Consider the following 16,430-nt stretch of genomic DNA (forward strand, 5'->3'; position numbering starts at 1 on the left):
CCCGAGGGAGACGACCTCACCTCGGGCAATGGGCCACGCGCTGGGCAGTAGGCAGTAGGCAGTAGGCAGTAGGCAGTAGGCAAACGATTCATTGACAACAGGCTGTTTGCACGCCAGGGTGGACCCATGCCACCGACTCCGCAGCAGCCCACCGACGCCTTCACACCACCGAGCGCGGACCAGGCGAGGGCGCGACGTGCGCCCGCCGCCCTGTTCCGCATCGCAGAACGGCACGCGGGCACCGACGAGCAGCGCCGACGGCAGGTCAACCCCCGCGTGATCAGCCCGCACGAGGCGGTCAGGATCGTGTCGTTCCTGCTCAGCGGCGCCGCGCTGCTGGAGGACGGCGAGGCGGAAGTGGACCGCGCGGACATCACCGCCGCACTGAGCCTGCTTCCGCTCGTCCGGTCCGAGATGGACGAGCTGGAAGTCGGACTCCTCCAGATGGCCCGGGGCCGGGGCATGACCTGGCCCGAGATCGCCTTCGGTCTCGGCCTCGAGACCCCCCAGGCCGCGCGGCAGCGCTACGAACGCCTGGCGGCCCGCACGGACACCGGCGCCGAGAAGGACGCCGAGTAGCGGGCGGAACCGGCGGACCGGACGGCGGCCGCGCCCGTCCGCTCAGCGCTCCAGGAGCACCCGGCCCCCGACCTCCACCCAGCCCTCCGGCTGGGGCGCCGTCAAGATCTGGGAGCCCGCCCCCTGAACGATGTTGAGGGCGCGGCCCAGACGGGCCGTCAGCAGCAGGGCCGCGGCACCTGTCGCCTCGTCCTCCTCGATACCGTCGTCGCGGCCGGGGAAGGCTCGGGCGCGCACACGGCCGGCCGCCTCGTCCTCCCACGCCCACGCGTAGATCCACTCGCCCGGCGGCGGGACCGGGAGGTCGTCGACCTTGGCCGAAGTGGCGTACTGGCGCAGCGTGCGCGGCGGAGCCCATTCCGGACGCGCCTCGATCCAGCTGAACTCGCCGTCCTGCCGGGCGCCGACCGTACCGGCGGGGGTGACCAGTTCGGGAACGTCCAGCAGCCAGGCCGTGCCCACGCAGGGGTGGCCGGCGAAGGGCAGGCGCAGAGTGGGGGTGTAGATGTCGATGACGCCGCGCTCGGGGTCGTCGACGAACACCGTCTCGCTGAAGCCGAGCTTCCCCGCGAACGCCTGGCGGTCGTCCCGGTCGGGGATCAGCGAGCCGTCGCGGACGACGCCCAGCTCGTTGCCGTAGCCACCGCTGGGTCCGCAGAAGACCCGCAGCACGTCGTAGTCAGTCACCCGGGCATTGAAACATCACGCGGGCGGTGAGCGCGTCCATGCGTTGGGGCCGCCGGGTGGAGGCCGGGCGGGGGCTGTACGGCTCCTCGGAGGGCGGCAAGGACACGGTGTCGGAGAACGCCGTCCCCCTGGCGGCTTGTCGGCGGGCGCGGTCGCCGCGGCGGTCCGGGCGGGCCGCCGGGCGGGCCATGTGCTCCTCGCGCTCCTCGCGACTCCTCGTGTGCATCGTGCTCCTCGTGCTCCTCGTGGGCATCGGTGCCCCGTGCCGTCTCGCACCGCCACTCCGTCTCGTCCGGCGAGCGGGTCGGCAGCACGCGCGGTGGCGGGCTGCCCTCCGCCGGCGCGGCCACCGCCCGGCCGCAGCCACCGCCCGGTCGCGGCCCTCGCGGACGGGGCCGGCCGTCCAGGATCGGCACCCACCCCACAGCAGGACCGGCGCGAGCGTTCCCTCGCGGTACGCCTTCACACGCGGCGCGTCACGGAAGGAGACGCGGCGCAGCGGCAGCACACGTGCCGGTCGCCGCCGCAGAGGGGTTCGAGGCGGACGGCCGGCCAGTCGCGTACGAGGTCCGCCGTCCAGGTGTCAGGGCCGGGCGGTGCGGGCCGAGAATCTTTCCCCGCGCCCTCTCCGCGCGGACAAGGCCCGCCCCGCCACCCTCACTGCTTTGCCTCTGATTGACCCCACATTGACGATTGCATGAGATTTTCGACACCAAGTCGTGTCTGTGATCCTCCTGTGCGCGCGTGCGAGCTGAATCACGGCACCTGGCGGGTATGGATGAGGTAAGCCTCAGGTAAGTTAGGCAAGCCTCACCGTAGCGTCCTGCCGACCGTTGCCACCTGGAGCCTGCATGCGAGCCGCCCGCCTCTCCGTCGTCACCGCCGCCGCCACCGCGGCCGCTCTGACCGCCGTGACGGCCTGCACCGCGAAGAGCGACGCCGCGGACGGCAAGGCGATCCAGGTGACCGCCGCCGACTCGACGTGCGAGACCTCGGCGAAGACCGTCCCGGCCGGTCAGGTCACCCTCAAGATAGAGAACAAGGGCTCCCGGGCGACCGAGGTCGAGATCGTCTTCCCGGACGACCGGATCGTGTCGGAGAAGGAGAACATCGGCCCGGGCACCAAGTACACGCTGACCGCCGAGGTGAAGGCCGGCTCCTACGAGATCGCCTGCCGCCCGGGCATGAAGGGCCACGGCGTGCGCCAGAAGCTCACCGTCACCGGTGAGGGCGCCGCCGCCAAGCGGGACCCCAAGCTGGACCAGGCCGTCGCCGACTACCGCCAGTACGCGCAGGACCAGGCCGACGAGACCCTGCCCCGGGTCGAGACCTTCGTGAAGGCCGTCAAGGCAGGCGACGTCGCCGCCGCCAAGAAGGCATACGCCATCTCCCGGCTCGGCTGGGAGCGCACCGAGCCGGTCGCCGAGTCCTTCGGCGACATCGACCCCCAGGTCGACGTCCGTGAGGACGGCCTGGAGGACGGCCAGAAGTGGACCGGCTGGCACCGGCTGGAGAAGGCCCTGTGGAAGGACGGGAAGATCGGCGCCGAGGAGAAGACCCTCGCCGACCAGCTCGTCACCGACCTGAAGGACTGGCAGAAGCGGGTCGGCACCGCCGAGATCACCCCGTCCTCCATGGCCAACGGCGCCAAGGAGCTCCTCGACGAGGTCGCCACCGGGAAGGTCACCGGCGAGGAGGACCGTTACTCCCACACCGACCTGGTCGACTTCAAGGGGAACGTCGAGGGCGCGCAGAAGGCGTACGACCTGCTCAAGCCGGTCGCCGCGCAGAACGACCCGGCGCTGACCAAGGAGCTCGACAAGCAGTTCCGCGCGCTCGACGCGCTCCTCGACAAGTACCGCGCGGACAAGACGTCGTACGAGTTCGTCTCCTACGACAAGGTCGGCAAGGACGACCGCAAGGAGCTCTCGGACGCGGTGAACGCGCTCGCCGAGCCGCTGTCCAAGCTCGCCGCCGCGGTCGTGAAGTAGGCAGGCCATGACCGAGACCGACAGCAGCGCCTCCCCCTCCCGCCGGGCCCTCATCGGCTGGGGCGGGGCCGGGCTCGCCCTCGGGGCCGTCGCGGCCGGCGGCGCGGTGGCGATGGCCAGGAACGATGACGGCACGGACTCCGGCGGCGACGGCGCGGGCGGCGCGGTGGAGTTCCACGGCGCGCACCAGGCGGGCATCGCCACGCCCGTGCAGGACCGGCTGCACTTCGCCGCGTTCGACGTGAAGACCGACGACCGCGCCGAACTCGTGCGGGTCCTGAAGGACTGGACGGCCGCCGCGCGGCGGATGACCGCCGGAAAGGCGGTCGGCGAGGGCGCGTACGGCGGCCTGGCCGAAGCGCCGCCCGACGACACCGGCGAGGCCCTGGGGCTGCCGCCCTCGCGGCTGACCCTCACCATCGGCTTCGGCCCGTCGCTGTTCGACAGGTTCGGCCTGGGGAACCGGCGGCCCGCGGCCCTGGTCGACCTGCCCAAGTTCCCCGGCGACAACCTCGACCGGTCCCGCACCGGCGGCGACCTGTGCATCCAGGCCTGCGCGGACGACCCGCAGGTCGCCGTGCACGCGATCCGCAACCTGGCCAGGATCGGCTTCGGCAAGGTCGCGATCCGCTGGTCACAGCTCGGTTTCGGCAAGACCTCCTCGACCACCCCGGACGCGCAGACCCCGCGCAACCTCTTCGGCTTCAAGGACGGGACGCGGAACATCGCGGGCACCCAGACGGACCGGCTGGAGAAGCACGTGTGGGTCGGGGACGGGGACGGCGGGGCGAAGGACGCCTGGATGCACGGGGGTTCGTACCTCGTCGCCCGGCGCATCCGGATGCACATCGAGACCTGGGACCGGACCTCGCTGCAGGAGCAGGAGGACGTCTTCGGCCGGGACAAGGGCGAGGGCGCGCCGGTCGGCAGGGCCAAGGAGCACGACGAGCCGTTCCTGAAGGCGATGAAACCGGACGCGCACGTCCGGCTCGCGCATCCCGACGCCAACGGCGGGATCACGATCCTGCGCCGGGGCTACTCGTTCACGGACGGCACGGACGGTCTGGGCCGGCTGGACGCGGGCCTGTTCTTCCTGGCGTACCAGCGCGATCCGCGCAACGGGTTCATCCCGCTGCAGCGCAGGCTGTCGGCGCACGACGCGCTCAACGAGTACATCCAGCACGTGGGTTCGGCGGTCTTCGCGATCCCGCCCGGCGTCCGCGACGCGGACGACTGGTGGGGCCGCACACTGCTGTCCGAGGAGGCGTAGGTCCGTGTTCTCCAACTATCTGATCGGTCTGCGCGAGGGGCTGGAGGCCAGCCTCGTCGTGTGCATCCTGATCGCCTATCTGGTCAAGACCGGCCGCAGGGACGCCCTGAGGCCGATCTGGACCGGCATCGGCATCGCGGTCGCCATCGCCATGGGCTTCGGCTGCGTCCTGGAGTTCGGCTCCCAGGAGTTGACGTTCGCGGCGCAGGAGGCGCTCGGCGGCTCGCTGTCGATCCTCGCGGTGGGCCTGGTGACCTGGATGGTCTTCTGGATGCGGCGCACCGCCCGGCATCTGAAGTCCGAGCTGCACGGCAAGCTGGACCAGGCGCTGGCGATGGGCACGGGCGCGCTGGTCGCCACCGCGTTCCTGGCCGTGGGCCGGGAGGGTCTGGAGACCGCGCTGTTCGTGTGGGCGTCCGTGCACGCCGCTTCCGACGGCACACCGCGCCCGCTGGTCGGTGTCGCGCTGGGCCTGGCCACCGCGGTCCTGCTGGGCTGGCTGTTCTACCGTGGCGCGCTGCGGATCAACCTGGCGAAGTTCTTCACCTGGACCGGTGCGATGCTGGTCGTGGTGGCGGCGGGCGTGCTGGCGTACGGCGTGCACGACCTCCAGGAGGCCGACTGGGTGCCGGGTCTGACGAACCTGGCCTTCGACATCAGCGGCGCTATCCCGCCGGACAGCTGGTACGGCACGCTGCTGAAGGGCGTGTTGAACTTCCAGCCCGACCCGACGGTCCTCCAGGTCACGGTGTGGCTGCTGTACCTGATCCCGACGCTCGCGATCTTCTTCGCCCCGGTAGGGTTCGCCTCCGGGAAGGGGAAGGTGACGGTAGCTGATGAGCAGGGTCCGCGGCCCCCGGAGGCTTCGCAGGCTTGAGCGGAACGTACTGACGGCGGCCTCGGTGACCGCGCTGTCGCTGACGGCGGGCGGCTGCGTGGTGGTGCACGGGGAGCGCGAGGTGCTTCCGGCCACCACCCGCGCCGAGGCCGCCGAGGCGCTCCAGCAGTTCACCGACGCGTACAACAAGGCCGACAAGGCGTACGACAGTTCGCTGGACGCCGGTTTCGTCACCGGCGCTCTCGGCGTGATCGACGCGGCGCGGCTGAAGGCCGGGCACGCCAACAACCCGGCCGGCAACCCCGCGCACACGCCGCTGACGCTGACCGACGCGAAGTTCACCATCCCCAAGAAAGCGGGCTGGCCGCGCTGGTTCGTCGCCGACGCCAAGGGCAACAAGGGCGGCGGCGCGCGCTGGCTGCTGGTGTTCACCCGCGACGGTCTGACCGAGAAGTGGCGGGCGGCGTACCTGACGCTGGTGGCTCCCGGCGCCGTACCGGAGTTCCGGAAGGACAAGGACGGCTGGGCCCAGGCCCTGCCCGCGGACTCCCCCGAACTGGCCGTGGCGCCCGAGGACCTCAGCCAGGGCTACGCCACGTACCTCAAGCAGGGCGGCGCCGCCTTCGCCGCCGGCCCGCACACCACCGCCTGGCGCGAGCAGCGCGCCAAGAACTCGGTCAAGCCGGGCCTGGCCACCCAGTACATCGACGAGCCGCTGACGAACGGCGCCTACGCCCCGCTGGCGCTGCGCACCGCCGACGGCGGTGCGCTGGTGTTCTTCGCCACGCACCACTACCAGAAGCAGACGGCCGCCGCCGGCGCCTCGGTGCCTACGCCGAACCAGAGCGTGCGGGCGCTGACCAAGGGCGAGATCAAGCAGTCGCTGACGATGGAGTTCGTCTCCAACGAGGTCGCCCTCGACCCCGCCCGGGGCACGGGCGCCGGGAAGATCTCGATGCTGGGCCGGGTGCAGGGGCTGACGTCGGCACAGGGCGGGTGACACACCCGGCCTCGGAGGGGTACGGGGGCCGGCGGGTCCGGTGACGCACACGGGCGGGCGGTCCGGACGCGCGCGGGGCCCGGTGGGCCAGGTACGCGCAGGGGCGGATGGTCCGGACGCGTGTGGGGCCCGGTGGGACCGGTGACGCACACGGGCGGGCGGTCCGGACACGCGCCGGGCCCGGAGGTCAGGTACGCCCGGAGGTCAGGTACGCGCGGGCGCCGGAGGCCGGGTCGCGCAGGGGCCGTGCGTCAGCGCCGCATGGGCCAGGCCGTGCCCACGTGGCCGGGATCCTCGCCGACGTGGCGGGCGCACGCGTCGGTGAGGACCTCCAGGAGGCTGAGCGGGTCGGGCAGCGGATGCTCGGGACCGCGGACCCAGCGCACCGACCGGCCGTCGTCACCGGGCAGCCGGGCCGGGGGTACGAGGACGTAGGAGCCGCGGCAGTGCCACCGCAGTCCCGGGTGCTCGTCCATGGTCTCCGGGTGGCAGTCCAACTCGCACGGCCACCACTCGTCCTCGTCCTCGGGGGTGCCCCGGGTGAGGGTGAAGAACAGCATGCGGCCGTCGTCGCTCTCGGCGACCGGGCCGACCTCGACACCGGCCCCGAGCAGCCGGTCCAGGGCCTGCCGCCCGGCCTCAAGGGGCACGTCGAGGACGTCGTGCACCATTCCGGTCGCGGTGATGAAGTTCGCCTGCGGCTGGTGCCGGGCCCAGCGCTCGATCTGCGCGCGGTCGGTCGTGGACTGCGTCTGCCAGGCGAACGACACCGGGTGCCGGGCCGGCGTGGGGCAGCCGACGCGGTCGCAGGAACAGCCGTAGCCGGTCCCCGGGTGCGCGGCGGGCGCCAGGGGCAGTCCCGCGGCGGCGGCGGCGAGCAGCAGGGCCTCACGGCCGCCGTCGTCGGCGGCCTCCTTCGGGCGGCGTCCGCGCAGCCACTGGGAGAGTTTGCCCTGCCGGCCGGTGCGGCCGCCGAACTGCGCGCTCATCTATCCCCTCGCCTCGCTGGTGTGGACAGCATGCTCCATGGTCCCACCATCCTGCGCCTTCGGTGGACGGCGCCCGCGTCCGGGGTGGGGCGGCGGGGAGCAGGGCGGGAGGCAAAGGGCGCACGCCGGGGCTCAGCACGGGCTCAGCGCCGTGCCCGGCTCGGCCCTCGCGCCGCCCTCGCGCAGGGCTCGGGCGGGTCTCCGGCAGGGTCCGGCGAGGAGCCGGCACGCGGCTGCGTCCGGGGTGCCGGTACGAGCCCGACGGCGGGGAGCGCCCTGCTCCGGAGGACCCGGCGCGGGAGGGCTCAGCTCGGGAGGGCTCAGCTCGGGAGCTCAGCGCGGGGCGAGTCCGTGCAGCGCGTAGTCGACGAGGGTGTCGGTGTAGTCGTAGGAGATCGGCCCCGTGTACTGCAGCCAGCGCTGGGCGAGCGGGGAGACGAAGAGTTCCAGGGCGATGCGCGGGTCCAGGTCGGGCCGTACGGCTCCGGTGTCCTGGGCGGCGCGCAGCCGGCGCACGTACAGCTGGAGCTGCGGCTCGAGCAGTTTGCCCACGAACTCCCTGCCGAGCTTCTCGTTCACCACGCCCTCGGCGGCCAGCGCCCGGTACGGCATCTCGAACCGGGGGTCGAACAGTTCGTCGACGGTGGCGCGCAGCACGCTCTTGAGGTCGGCGGCCAGGTCGCCGGTGTCCGGGATCCCGCGGGACTCGTGTCCGGGCAGCCGGGCGGCCTGCTCGCCGAGGTCGAGGAATGCCTCCAGCAGTACGTCCGCCTTCGACGGCCACCAGCGGTAGATCGTCTGCTTGCCGACTCCGGCACGGGCGGCGATCGCCTCGATGGTGGTCTTCCGGTAGCCGGTCTCGCCGACGAGTTCGAGGGCGGCGGCGTAGATCGCGCGGCGGGCCCTCTCACTGCGGCGGGTGGCGTCTGGGGCGGACTTGTCGACCATGGGGCCGACGCTAGCAGGGGCGAGAGACGGGGCGTCTCGCCGCGCTCCCCGCCCCCGCCGCCCTCCCGCCGCACCGCTGCGCCCCCCCGCCGCCCTCCCCGCCGCACCGCTGCGCCCCCCCCCGCCGCGCTCCCCGTGCTCCGTGCGCGCCCCCGACCACACTCCATGCTCCGGACGGGCGTGCCCGCCTCGCGCCGCGCGGAGCCCGCGCGCCCGGCCCGAAAGCCACTCAGGCGGGCGAAGACGGCCGTCCGGCCCGCGCGCGCCGGGCGCGGGCGGCGCACCATGGGCACCAGACAGCCCTGCGGCACCCGAGGAGCACGCCTTGGCCCGTTCCCGCCGCGCCACGCCCCGGCGCTATCTGATGTGCCCGCCCGCGCACTTCGACGTGACGTACTCCATCAACCCCTGGATGGACCCGACCAAGCCGGTCGACGTGCCGCTGGCCATGGCCCAGTGGGAGCAGCTGCGTGAGGTGTACCGGTCGCTGGGCCACACCGTGGAGGAGCTGGAGCCCCTGCCCGGACTGCCGGACATGGTGTTCACGGCCAACGGCGCGACGGTGGCCGACGGGCGGGTGTTCGGCGCCCGGTTCGCCCACCCGCAGCGGGAGCCGGAGGCCGAGGCGCACCTGGAATGGTTCGCGGAGCACGGTTTCGCGCACCTGCACGTGCCGGTCCACATCAACGAGGGCGAGGGCGACTTCGCCGTCACCGCCTCGTGCCTGCTGGCCGGGCGGGGCTTTCGGACGAACCCCCTCTCGCACGGCGAGGCCCAGGAGTTCCTCGGCCGCCCGGTGATCGGCCTGGAACTGGCCGACCCCCGCTTCTACCACCTCGACCTGGCGCTGGTGGTGCTGGACGACGACGAGGACGAGATCGCCTACTACCCGCCCGCCTTCTCCCCCGGCAGCCGGGAGGTGCTGCGGCGGCTGTTCCCGGACGCGCTGGTCGCGACCGAGGAGGACGCCACCTCGTTCGGTCTGAACGCGGTCTCCGACGGCCTGCACGTGGTGCTGCCGCAGGCGGCGGGCGGGCTGTACGGGCCGTTGCGCGAGCGCGGCTTCGAACCGGTCGGCGTGGACGTGAGCGAACTGCACCGGGGCGGCGGCAGCGTGAAGTGCTGCTCGCTGGAGCTGCGGAGCTGAGGCGGCCGGACCGGAGTCGGACCACGGGTCCGCGCCCCCGCGAGTCCGCGCCCGCGGGCCCGAGCCACGAGGCGCGGCTACGACTGCGCGGTGCGGCACGAGGCCGGGCTGCGGGGCCGGGCTGCGGGGCCGGGCTGCGGGGCCGGGCTGCGGGGCCGGGCTGCGGGGCCGGGAGCTACGCGTCCGAGGCGTCCGGCGGCGGCCAGCCGTCGCCCCAGTCCGCGTCACGGGCGGCCTTGTAGAGGTCGCCGTGGCGTTTGGTGACCGTACGGCGGCGCAGCCGCTCGTGCCCCGGCCGGACTCGATCGCCGGTCCCACCGCTCTCCCGCGCGGGAGGGGCTTCGCCGGTCCCGACCGTTTCGCACAGGTCGAGCAGGACCTGCCCCTTGCGGATCTGCGGGCGCCTTACGACGCGGGAGGGCGCGGGGGCGACCGGGAACCGGGCGGCGGCCACGTACGCGAACTTCTCGTCCTCGTAGGCGAGGGAGCCGCCCTTGACCTGCCGGTGCAGGGAGGAACGGCTGACCCGGGCCGAGAAGTGGCACCAGTCGGTGCCTGGCACGATGGGACAGGCGGCGCTGTGCGGGCAGGGCGCGGCGACCTGGAAACCGGCGGTGATCAGCCGGTCGCGGGCCTCGATGACGCGGGCGTAGCCGTCGGGCGTGCCCGGCTCCACGACGACGACGGCCTGCGCGGCGGCAGCGGCGGCGTCCACGACCGCGGTGCGATCGGCCGCGGTCAGCTCGCCGAGGACGTAGGAGACGGTGACGAGGTCGGTGGCGTCGAGGGTGAGGGCCGTGCCGATCCGGGCGCGCTGCCAGCGGGCGCCGCGCAGCGCGGGGTCGGCCTCGGCGATCTCCCGGCCGAGGGCGAGGGCGGGCTCGGCCCAGTCCAGCACGGTCACCGGCCGGGTGCCCTCCCAGGTGGCGGCGACGGCCCAGGTGGCTGCGCCCGTCCCGCCTCCGACATCGGTGTGGCTGCCCGGCGTCCATCCGGGGGCGGCGTCGGCGAAGGCCGCGAGCGCGGAGCGTACCGCCTCGAAGGTGGCGGGCATCCGGTACGCGGCGTAGGCGGCGACGTCGGCACGGTCACGGAGGATCGGGGCGTCGGTCGGGGTGGTGCCCCGGTAGTTGTCGATCAGCCGCTCCACGGCTCCCGCGGCCTGCCGGGGCGGCAGTCCGTCGAGCAGTGCGGACAGCGCGGCGCGGAGGGTCTCCGACGGGGGGACGGGCTCGTTCACGGTGCGATTCTCTCAGCTCCGACTGCGGACGCGGACCAGTGGCGTCGTCGCGGGACGGGGGCGCCGGGCCGGTCGCGCCCCGCGGCGCGAGGACGCCGGGCCGGGTCCTGCCCGCGGCGCGAGGACTCGGGACCGGCGCCCCCGCTCGGCGAGGCGCCGTGGGCCGGCACCGTCCTTCGCACCGCACCGCACCGGGCGCGGGCACCGCCGCGGGCTCAGGTGGCCCGGACCGCTCGGGCAAGACGGGTGGCCGCCGCCGCTCTCGGTCTGCTGTCCGGTCGGCGGCGGCGGGGGTGGACCCGGTTGGTCAGGAGTACCAGGAAGGTGTCGGTGGCCGGGTCCAGGACCAGGGAGGTGCCGGTGAAACCGGTGTGACCCGCCGCTCCCCGGCCCGCCAGTTCGCCCATGAACCACGGCTGGTCCACGGCGAAGCCCAGGCCCGGCGGGGCGAGCAGGAGCTCCACGAAGTCGGGGCCGAGGATCCGGGCGGGGCCGTAGGAGCCGCCGGCCAGCAGCGTGCGGCAGAGCACGGCGAGATCGGCCGCCGTGGAGAACAGGCCCGCGTGACCGGCCACGCCGCCCAGCGCCCACGCGTTCTCGTCGTGGGCCTCGCCGCGCAGCATCCCACGATCCGCCTTCCCCCACGGCCGCCGCTGGTCCTCGGTGGCCGCGGCGCCGGGACACGGGCCGAAGCGGGTGGCGGTCATGCCCAGCGGGCGGGTGATCCCGTCGCGGACCAGGACGTCCAGGGGGCGGCCCGTGACGCGCTCCAGGAGGTGTTGCAGGAGCAGCGGGTTGAGGTCGGAGTAGGTGTACATGCCGGGTACGCCGACCGGCCGTTCCGCGCGCAGCATCGCCAGCCGGGCGGCGGTGTCGGGGCATTCGTACAGCGGGAGTTCGGGCCGCAGCCCGGAGGTGTGGGTGAGCAGGTGCCGTACGGTGACGCCGTGCGCGGCGACGGCGCCGAACTCCGGTAGGTAGGCCCCCACGCGCGCGTCGATGCCCAGCGTGCCCCGCTCGATCTGCTGGACCGCGGCCACCGCCGTGAACAGCTTGGTGAGGGAGGCCAGGTCGAAGGGCGTGTCCGGGGTCATCGGCACCCAGGCGCCCGGCGGGAGTTCGACCCCCCGGTCGGCCCCGGGGTCGTAGGACCCGTACCGCACGGCCCAGCCCGCCGCCTCCTCGACGGCGATCACCGGGCCGCGTCCGGCGACCACGACGGCGCCGGCCGCCCAGGGCCGCTCCCCGGCGGTGAGGGCGCGCACCTCGTGGACGAGGTGCCGCAGTTCGCCGGGGTCGAGTCCGGCTCTCTCCGGTGTGTCCCGGCGCAGTCTCGGTGCGCTCAGCTTCCTGCTCCCTCCGCGCCCGCGGGTCCGTTCCAGGGACGGCACATTCCCACGAAGCAGCCCAGCGCCACCAGGGCGGCCGCCAGTTGGACGACCGCCATGGGCACGGCGGTGCGTTCCCCGGCGATCCCGACCAGCGGGGAGGCCACCGCGCCGATGAGGAAGGAGACGGTGCCGAGCAGGGCGGACGCGGAGCCGGCGTTGTGCCGGGTGCGCATCAGGGCCAGTGCCTGGGTGTTGGGCATGGTGACGCCCATGGCGGACATCAGCACGAACAGCACCGCGGCGACGGGCGCGAGCCCCGTCTCGCCGAACGCCCCGGCCGCCATCAGCAGCAGCGCGGTCGCCGCGACGACGACCACCACGAGGCCGACGGCCAGCACCCGCTCCAGGCGGACCCGCCCGACCAGCACCTTGCCGTTGATCTGGCCGACGGCGACCAGACCGACCGAGTTGAGCCCGAACAGCAGGCTGAACGTCTGCGGGGAGGCGCCGTAGATCTCCTGGATCACGAACGGCGAGGCGGACACGTACGCGAACAGCGAGGCGAACGCGAAACCGCCCGCGATCACATAGCCGGTGAAGACGCGGTCGGCGAGCAGACCGCGCATCGAGGCGAGCGCCTCCCGGACCCCGCCCTCGTGGCGCTCTCCGGGCGGCAGGGTCTCGGGGAGTTTCGTCCACACGACGGCGCCGAGCAGGACGCCGACCGCCGTGAGCGCGACGAACACACCCCGCCAGTCCGTCACCCGCAGGATCTGCCCGCCGATCAGCGGCGCGACGATCGGGGCGACTCCGGAGATCAGCATCAGGGTGGAGAAGAACCGGGCCATGGCCACGCCGTCGTACAGGTCTCGGACGACGGCCCGGGCGATCACGATGCCGGCCGCGCCCGCCAGGCCCTGCGCCAGCCGGAGGACGACCAGCGTCCTGACGTCGGTCGCGAGCGCGCACAGGAAGGTGGCGAGGACGTAGACCGCCAGTCCGGTCAGCAGCGGGCGGCGGCGGCCCCAGCGGTCGCTCATCGGGCCGACCACGAGCTGCCCGAGGGCCATGCCGGCCAGACAGGCGGTCAGCGTGAGCTGCACGGTCGCGGCGGGGGCGTGCAGGGAGCGGGTGACCTCCGGCAGCGAGGGGAGGTACATGTCCATCGCCAGCGGGGGCGTGGCGGTCAGGCCGCCGAGGATCAGGGTCACCAGGAGGCCGGCGCGGCGGGCGGCGGGGGCGGAGCCCCGCGCCTCGGCCGCGCGCCCGGCCCGACCCGTCGCCACGGGGGCGGCCCCACCCGTCGCCGCTGACACGGCCGGGCCGGTCGCCGCGGAGGCGGCCGGACCCATGGTCGTGGACGCGGCTTGACCCGTGGCCGCGGAGGCGGCTTGACCCGTGGCCGTGGGGGCCGCCGCTCCCGTCGTCCCGTGCACCGCCGGCCCCGGGGTCCCGGGTACGGCCGCCGTCTGCGGCGTGCGCGAACCCCGCGCCCCACCCTCGGACATCTGTCCCTCCCTCTCCGGCCGGTCCGCCACCTATGCTCTCAGCTCGTACACCGTGCCGAGGAACGCATGAGCGAGGGTGGGGTCCGGGATGTCCGGTATGACGGAAGAGAAGGTGCGCTGGGGGATTCTCGCGACCGGCGGCATCGCCGCCGCGTTCACCGCGGACCTGGTGGACCTGCCGGACGCCGAGGTGGTGGCGGTGGGCTCACGTCGGGCGGAGCCGGCGAAGGCGTTCGCGGAGCGGTTCGGGATCCCGCGGGCGTACGGCTCCTGGGACGAGCTGGCGCACGACGCCGACATCGATGTCGTCTACGTCGCCACCCCGCACACCGCGCACCGGGCCGCCGCCGGGCTGTGCCTCGCGGCCGGACGGAACGTGCTGTGCGAGAAGCCGTTCACGCTGAACCTGCGCGAGGCCGCCGAACTGGTCGCGCTGGCCCGGGAGCACGGACGCTTCCTGATGGAGGCCATGTGGATGTACTGCAACCCGCTGGTACGGCGACTGAAGGCGCTGGTCGACGACGGCGCCATCGGCGAAGTGCGCACCGTCCAGGCGGACTTCGGGCTGGCCGGCCCGTTCCCGGCCGCGCACCGGCTGCGCGACCCGAACCTGGGCGGCGGCGCGCTGCTCGACCTCGGCGTCTACCCGGTGTCGTTCGCCCAGCTGCTGCTCGGTGAGCCGTCGGACGTCACGGCGCGGGCGGTGCTCTCGCCGGAGGGCGTCGACCTGCAGACCGGCGCGCTGCTCTCCTGGGACAGCGGTGCGCTCGCCCAGCTGCACTGCTCCATCACCGGCGGGACGGCCAACGGCGCCTCGGTGACCGGCTCTCAGGGGCGCATCGACATCCCGTCGGGCTTCTTCCACCCGGAGCGCTTCGTGCTGCACCGGGACGGCCGCGACCCCGAGGAGTTCGCCGCCGACCCGGCGGACGGCCCGCGCACCAGCATGCGGCACGAGGCGCTGGAGGTCATGCGCGCCCTGCGCGCGGGCGAGACCGAGTCGCCGGTCGTACCGCTGGACGGCACCCTCGCGGTGATGCGGACGCTGGACGCCGTCCGGGAGCGGATCGGCGTGCGCTACCCCGGCGAGTCCGGCCCCACGGACCGCCCCGCGGGCGGCTCCGTGGACCGTCCCGCGGACGGCTCCGGCCTTTCGGGCGTGCCCGGTCTGCCCGGTCCCTCGGGCGTGCCCGGCCACCCGGACGGAGCCGGGCGGCCGGACGGCGCCGGGGAGATGGCGGTCACGCCGGCTTGAGCCCCTGGTCGCCCACCTCGGTCACGAACGAGGCGGCGGTCGTGAGCGGCGCGCCCTGCGTGGTCACGCGGGACACCGTCTTGAAGTCGGCGCGCGCCAGCTTCCGGCCCAGGGACACCGTCGCGTAGCCGCGCAGCCCGTTGAAGAACCTCAGGTGCGGGTTGGCGGCCATGAGGGTGTTCCAGTTGGACGGCTTCGCGGAGCCGTTGCCGCCGCTGGTGACGGAGGAGGTGACGATCTCCGTGCCCAGGGTCCTGGAGTCCGGGTCGGAGAAGTCGCGCTTGATGTCGAAGCCGTAGTGCACGTGCACGTCGCCGGTGAGCACCATGAGGTTCTCGACACCGGCTGCCCGGGCCCCGGCCAGCACCCGCTCGCGGGAGGCCGGGTAGCCGTCCCAGGAGTCCATGGAGACCTTCGAGGGCACGGCGGTGGAGTTGTGGCGCTGGGAGAAGGTGACCTGCTGGGGCACCACGTTCCACAGCGCGTCGGAGCGGCGCCAGCCGTTGATCAGCCACCGCTCCTGGGCGTCGCCGGTCAGGGTCCGCTTCGGGTCCTCCGACTCCGGGCCGGAGTACTGCCAGCCGTCCCCGTAGGCCTGGTTGGAACGGTACTGACGGGTGTCGAGCACGTCGAACTGGGCCAGCCGACCCCAGTGCAGGCGGCGGTACAGCTTGAGGTCGGGGCCGTCGGGGAGCTGGGGGCGGCGCAGCGGCATGTTCTCCCAGTAGGCCCGGTAGGCGGCGGCGCGGCGCAGCAGGAACTCGTCGGTGGGTCCCTCGGTCTCGGAGACGTCGTCGGCGTAGTTGTTCTCGGTCTCGTGGTCGTCCCAGGTGACGACGAAGGGGTGCGCGGCGTGCGCGGCCCGCAGGTCGGGGTCCGACTTGTAGAGGGCGTAGCGCAGCCGGTAGTCCTCCAGGGTCACGGTCTCGTGGTTGAACAGCGTGGGCAGGGTGCCGCTCGGGTAGGCGCGGGAGCCGCCGACGGGACTGACGGCGTACTCGTAGAGGTAGTCGCCGAGGTGGAAGACGAGGTCCACGTCGTCCTCGGCGAGGTGCTTGTAGGCGGTGAAGTAGCCCTGGTCGTAGCGCTGGCAGGAGACCAGGCCGAAGGTCAGGCCCGCGGTCCGGCTGCCGTGGGCGGGCGCGGTGCGGGTGCGGCCGACCGGGCTGGTGAAGCGGCCCGACCGGAACCGGTAGTAGTAGACGTGGCCGGGGGCGAGGTGGCCGACCTCGACGTGCACGGTGTGCTGGAACTCGGGGTGGGCGGTGGCCGTGCCGCGTCTGACGACCCGCCGGAACCGCTCGTCGAGCGCGAGTTCCCAGCTGACCGGGACGCGCTGGGCGGGCAGCCCGCCGTCGGGCTGGTAGGGGGCGGGCGCGAGGCGGGTCCACAGCAGCACGGAGTCGGGCAGCGGGTCGCCGGAGGCGATGCCGAGGGTGAACGGGTCGGCGGTGAGCCGGGCCGGGTCGAGTCCGGCGGCGCTCGCGGCGCCGGCGGCCGGCAGGTTCACGGAGAAGGCGAGCGCGGCGGCGGCGCCGGTGACGGTCAGGAAGCGGCGGCGCCCCAGGGAGCGGGCGGCGGCTCGGAGTTCGGCGGTGTGCGAGGGCTCGCGGTTCGCGGGGGTCATCCGGGTCCTCCCCTTGCGGT

At 73.9% G+C, this 16,430-nt stretch carries 15 protein-coding genes; 7 read left to right on the top strand and 8 right to left on the bottom strand.

The features are described 5' to 3' along the window. Window positions 1-126: 126 nt before the first annotated feature. Complete coding sequence (locus ACF061_RS02330; protein ID WP_392264896.1) at window positions 127-579, top strand: DNA-binding protein; 453 nt, start codon at window positions 127-129, stop codon at window positions 577-579. 42 nt (window positions 580-621) lie between these two features. Here the strand turns inward: ACF061_RS02330 and ACF061_RS02335 are convergent, their stop codons facing one another. Together ACF061_RS02335 and ACF061_RS02340 are read right to left on the bottom strand one after the other, a co-directional pair. After that, the gene (locus tag ACF061_RS02335) at window positions 622-1,266 is read right to left on the bottom strand and encodes a PhzF family phenazine biosynthesis protein (protein ID WP_392264897.1); all 645 of its coding nucleotides are present in this window, start codon (window positions 1,264-1,266) and stop codon (window positions 622-624) included. Beyond that, on the bottom strand, window positions 1,259-1,492 hold the full coding sequence (locus ACF061_RS02340; RefSeq protein ID WP_392264898.1) for a hypothetical protein: 234 nt from the start codon (window positions 1,490-1,492) through the stop codon (window positions 1,259-1,261). Before ACF061_RS02340 ends, ACF061_RS02335 begins: the two co-directional genes overlap by 8 nt. A gap of 625 nt (window positions 1,493-2,117) precedes the next feature. On the opposite strand from ACF061_RS02340, the gene efeO reads away from it, so the two are divergent. The 4 genes from efeO to ACF061_RS02360 are packed head-to-tail and all read left to right on the top strand — an operon-like array spanning window position 2,118 to window position 6,365. Further along, window positions 2,118-3,257, top strand: a complete 1,140-nt coding sequence (efeO, locus tag ACF061_RS02345; RefSeq protein ID WP_392264899.1) for an iron uptake system protein EfeO — start codon at window positions 2,118-2,120, stop codon at window positions 3,255-3,257. A 7-nt stretch (window positions 3,258-3,264) separates the two neighbouring features. Beyond that, window positions 3,265-4,527: an iron uptake transporter deferrochelatase/peroxidase subunit gene (gene efeB, locus ACF061_RS02350; protein WP_392264900.1), complete on the top strand. Its 1,263-nt coding sequence runs from the start codon at window positions 3,265-3,267 to the stop codon at window positions 4,525-4,527. Between the two features lie 4 nt (window positions 4,528-4,531). After that, on the top strand, window positions 4,532-5,404 hold the full coding sequence (gene efeU, locus ACF061_RS02355) for an iron uptake transporter permease EfeU (RefSeq protein ID WP_392264901.1): 873 nt from the start codon (window positions 4,532-4,534) through the stop codon (window positions 5,402-5,404). Beyond that, window positions 5,364-6,365: a hypothetical protein gene (locus ACF061_RS02360; protein ID WP_392264902.1), complete on the top strand. Its 1,002-nt coding sequence runs from the start codon at window positions 5,364-5,366 to the stop codon at window positions 6,363-6,365. The genes efeU and ACF061_RS02360 overlap by 41 nt, the downstream gene beginning before the upstream one ends. Before the next feature lie 251 nt (window positions 6,366-6,616). On the opposite strand, the gene ACF061_RS02365 is transcribed toward ACF061_RS02360, so the two are convergent. Next, complete coding sequence (locus ACF061_RS02365) at window positions 6,617-7,354, bottom strand: bifunctional DNA primase/polymerase (protein ID WP_392264903.1); 738 nt, start codon at window positions 7,352-7,354, stop codon at window positions 6,617-6,619. Window positions 7,355-7,687: 333 nt separating this feature from the next. Further along, window positions 7,688-8,302, bottom strand: a complete 615-nt coding sequence (locus ACF061_RS02370) for a TetR/AcrR family transcriptional regulator (RefSeq protein ID WP_392264904.1) — start codon at window positions 8,300-8,302, stop codon at window positions 7,688-7,690. A gap of 325 nt (window positions 8,303-8,627) precedes the next feature. Here ACF061_RS02370 and ddaH point away from each other — a divergent pair, with 325 nt between their 5' ends. After that, window positions 8,628-9,449 (top strand): dimethylargininase, encoded by an 822-nt coding sequence (gene ddaH, locus ACF061_RS02375; protein WP_392264905.1) that lies wholly within the window; start codon window positions 8,628-8,630, stop codon window positions 9,447-9,449. A 175-nt stretch (window positions 9,450-9,624) separates the two neighbouring features. On the opposite strand, the gene ACF061_RS02380 is transcribed toward ddaH, so the two are convergent. From ACF061_RS02380 to ACF061_RS02390, 3 genes are all read right to left on the bottom strand, one after another. Further along, window positions 9,625-10,689 (bottom strand): small ribosomal subunit Rsm22 family protein, encoded by a 1,065-nt coding sequence (locus ACF061_RS02380; RefSeq protein ID WP_392264906.1) that lies wholly within the window; start codon window positions 10,687-10,689, stop codon window positions 9,625-9,627. Between the two features lie 215 nt (window positions 10,690-10,904). Continuing rightward, window positions 10,905-12,080, bottom strand: a complete 1,176-nt coding sequence (locus ACF061_RS02385) for a serine hydrolase domain-containing protein (protein WP_392264907.1) — start codon at window positions 12,078-12,080, stop codon at window positions 10,905-10,907. Beyond that, window positions 12,032-13,372: a multidrug effflux MFS transporter gene (locus tag ACF061_RS02390; RefSeq protein WP_392264908.1), complete on the bottom strand. Its 1,341-nt coding sequence runs from the start codon at window positions 13,370-13,372 to the stop codon at window positions 12,032-12,034. Before ACF061_RS02390 ends, ACF061_RS02385 begins: the two co-directional genes overlap by 49 nt. Before the next feature lie 253 nt (window positions 13,373-13,625). Here ACF061_RS02390 and ACF061_RS02395 point away from each other — a divergent pair, with 253 nt between their 5' ends. Further along, complete coding sequence (locus tag ACF061_RS02395; protein WP_392264909.1) at window positions 13,626-14,783, top strand: Gfo/Idh/MocA family protein; 1,158 nt, start codon at window positions 13,626-13,628, stop codon at window positions 14,781-14,783. Here the strand turns inward: ACF061_RS02395 and ACF061_RS02400 are convergent. Then, entirely contained in the window at window positions 14,770-16,410 is a 1,641-nt protein-coding gene (locus ACF061_RS02400; protein WP_392264910.1) for an alkaline phosphatase D family protein, read from the bottom strand. The genes ACF061_RS02395 and ACF061_RS02400 overlap by 14 nt on opposite strands. Window positions 16,411-16,430: the final 20 nt, after the last annotated feature.

It is taken from the genome of Streptomyces sp. NPDC015220, assembly GCF_043079345.1.
Classification (GTDB): domain Bacteria; phylum Actinomycetota; class Actinomycetes; order Streptomycetales; family Streptomycetaceae; genus Streptomyces.

Excerpts from the sequence above, each read along its gene's own strand:
- ACF061_RS02330 (WP_392264896.1), top strand. The coding sequence starts at position 127 with ATGCCACCGACTCCGCAGCAGCCCACCGACGCCTTCACACCACCGAGC.
- ACF061_RS02340 (WP_392264898.1), bottom strand. The coding sequence starts at position 1,492 with ATGCACACGAGGAGTCGCGAGGAGCGCGAGGAGCACATGGCCCGCCCG.
- efeO (WP_392264899.1), top strand. The coding sequence starts at position 2,118 with ATGCGAGCCGCCCGCCTCTCCGTCGTCACCGCCGCCGCCACCGCGGCC.
- efeB (WP_392264900.1), top strand. The coding sequence starts at position 3,265 with ATGACCGAGACCGACAGCAGCGCCTCCCCCTCCCGCCGGGCCCTCATC.
- ACF061_RS02360 (WP_392264902.1), top strand. The coding sequence starts at position 5,364 with ATGAGCAGGGTCCGCGGCCCCCGGAGGCTTCGCAGGCTTGAGCGGAAC.
- ACF061_RS02365 (WP_392264903.1), bottom strand. The coding sequence starts at position 7,354 with ATGAGCGCGCAGTTCGGCGGCCGCACCGGCCGGCAGGGCAAACTCTCC.
- ACF061_RS02370 (WP_392264904.1), bottom strand. The coding sequence starts at position 8,302 with ATGGTCGACAAGTCCGCCCCAGACGCCACCCGCCGCAGTGAGAGGGCC.
- ACF061_RS02390 (WP_392264908.1), bottom strand. The coding sequence starts at position 13,372 with ATGGGTCCGGCCGCCTCCGCGGCGACCGGCCCGGCCGTGTCAGCGGCG.
- ACF061_RS02395 (WP_392264909.1), top strand. The coding sequence starts at position 13,626 with ATGACGGAAGAGAAGGTGCGCTGGGGGATTCTCGCGACCGGCGGCATC.
- ACF061_RS02400 (WP_392264910.1), bottom strand. The coding sequence starts at position 16,410 with ATGACCCCCGCGAACCGCGAGCCCTCGCACACCGCCGAACTCCGAGCC.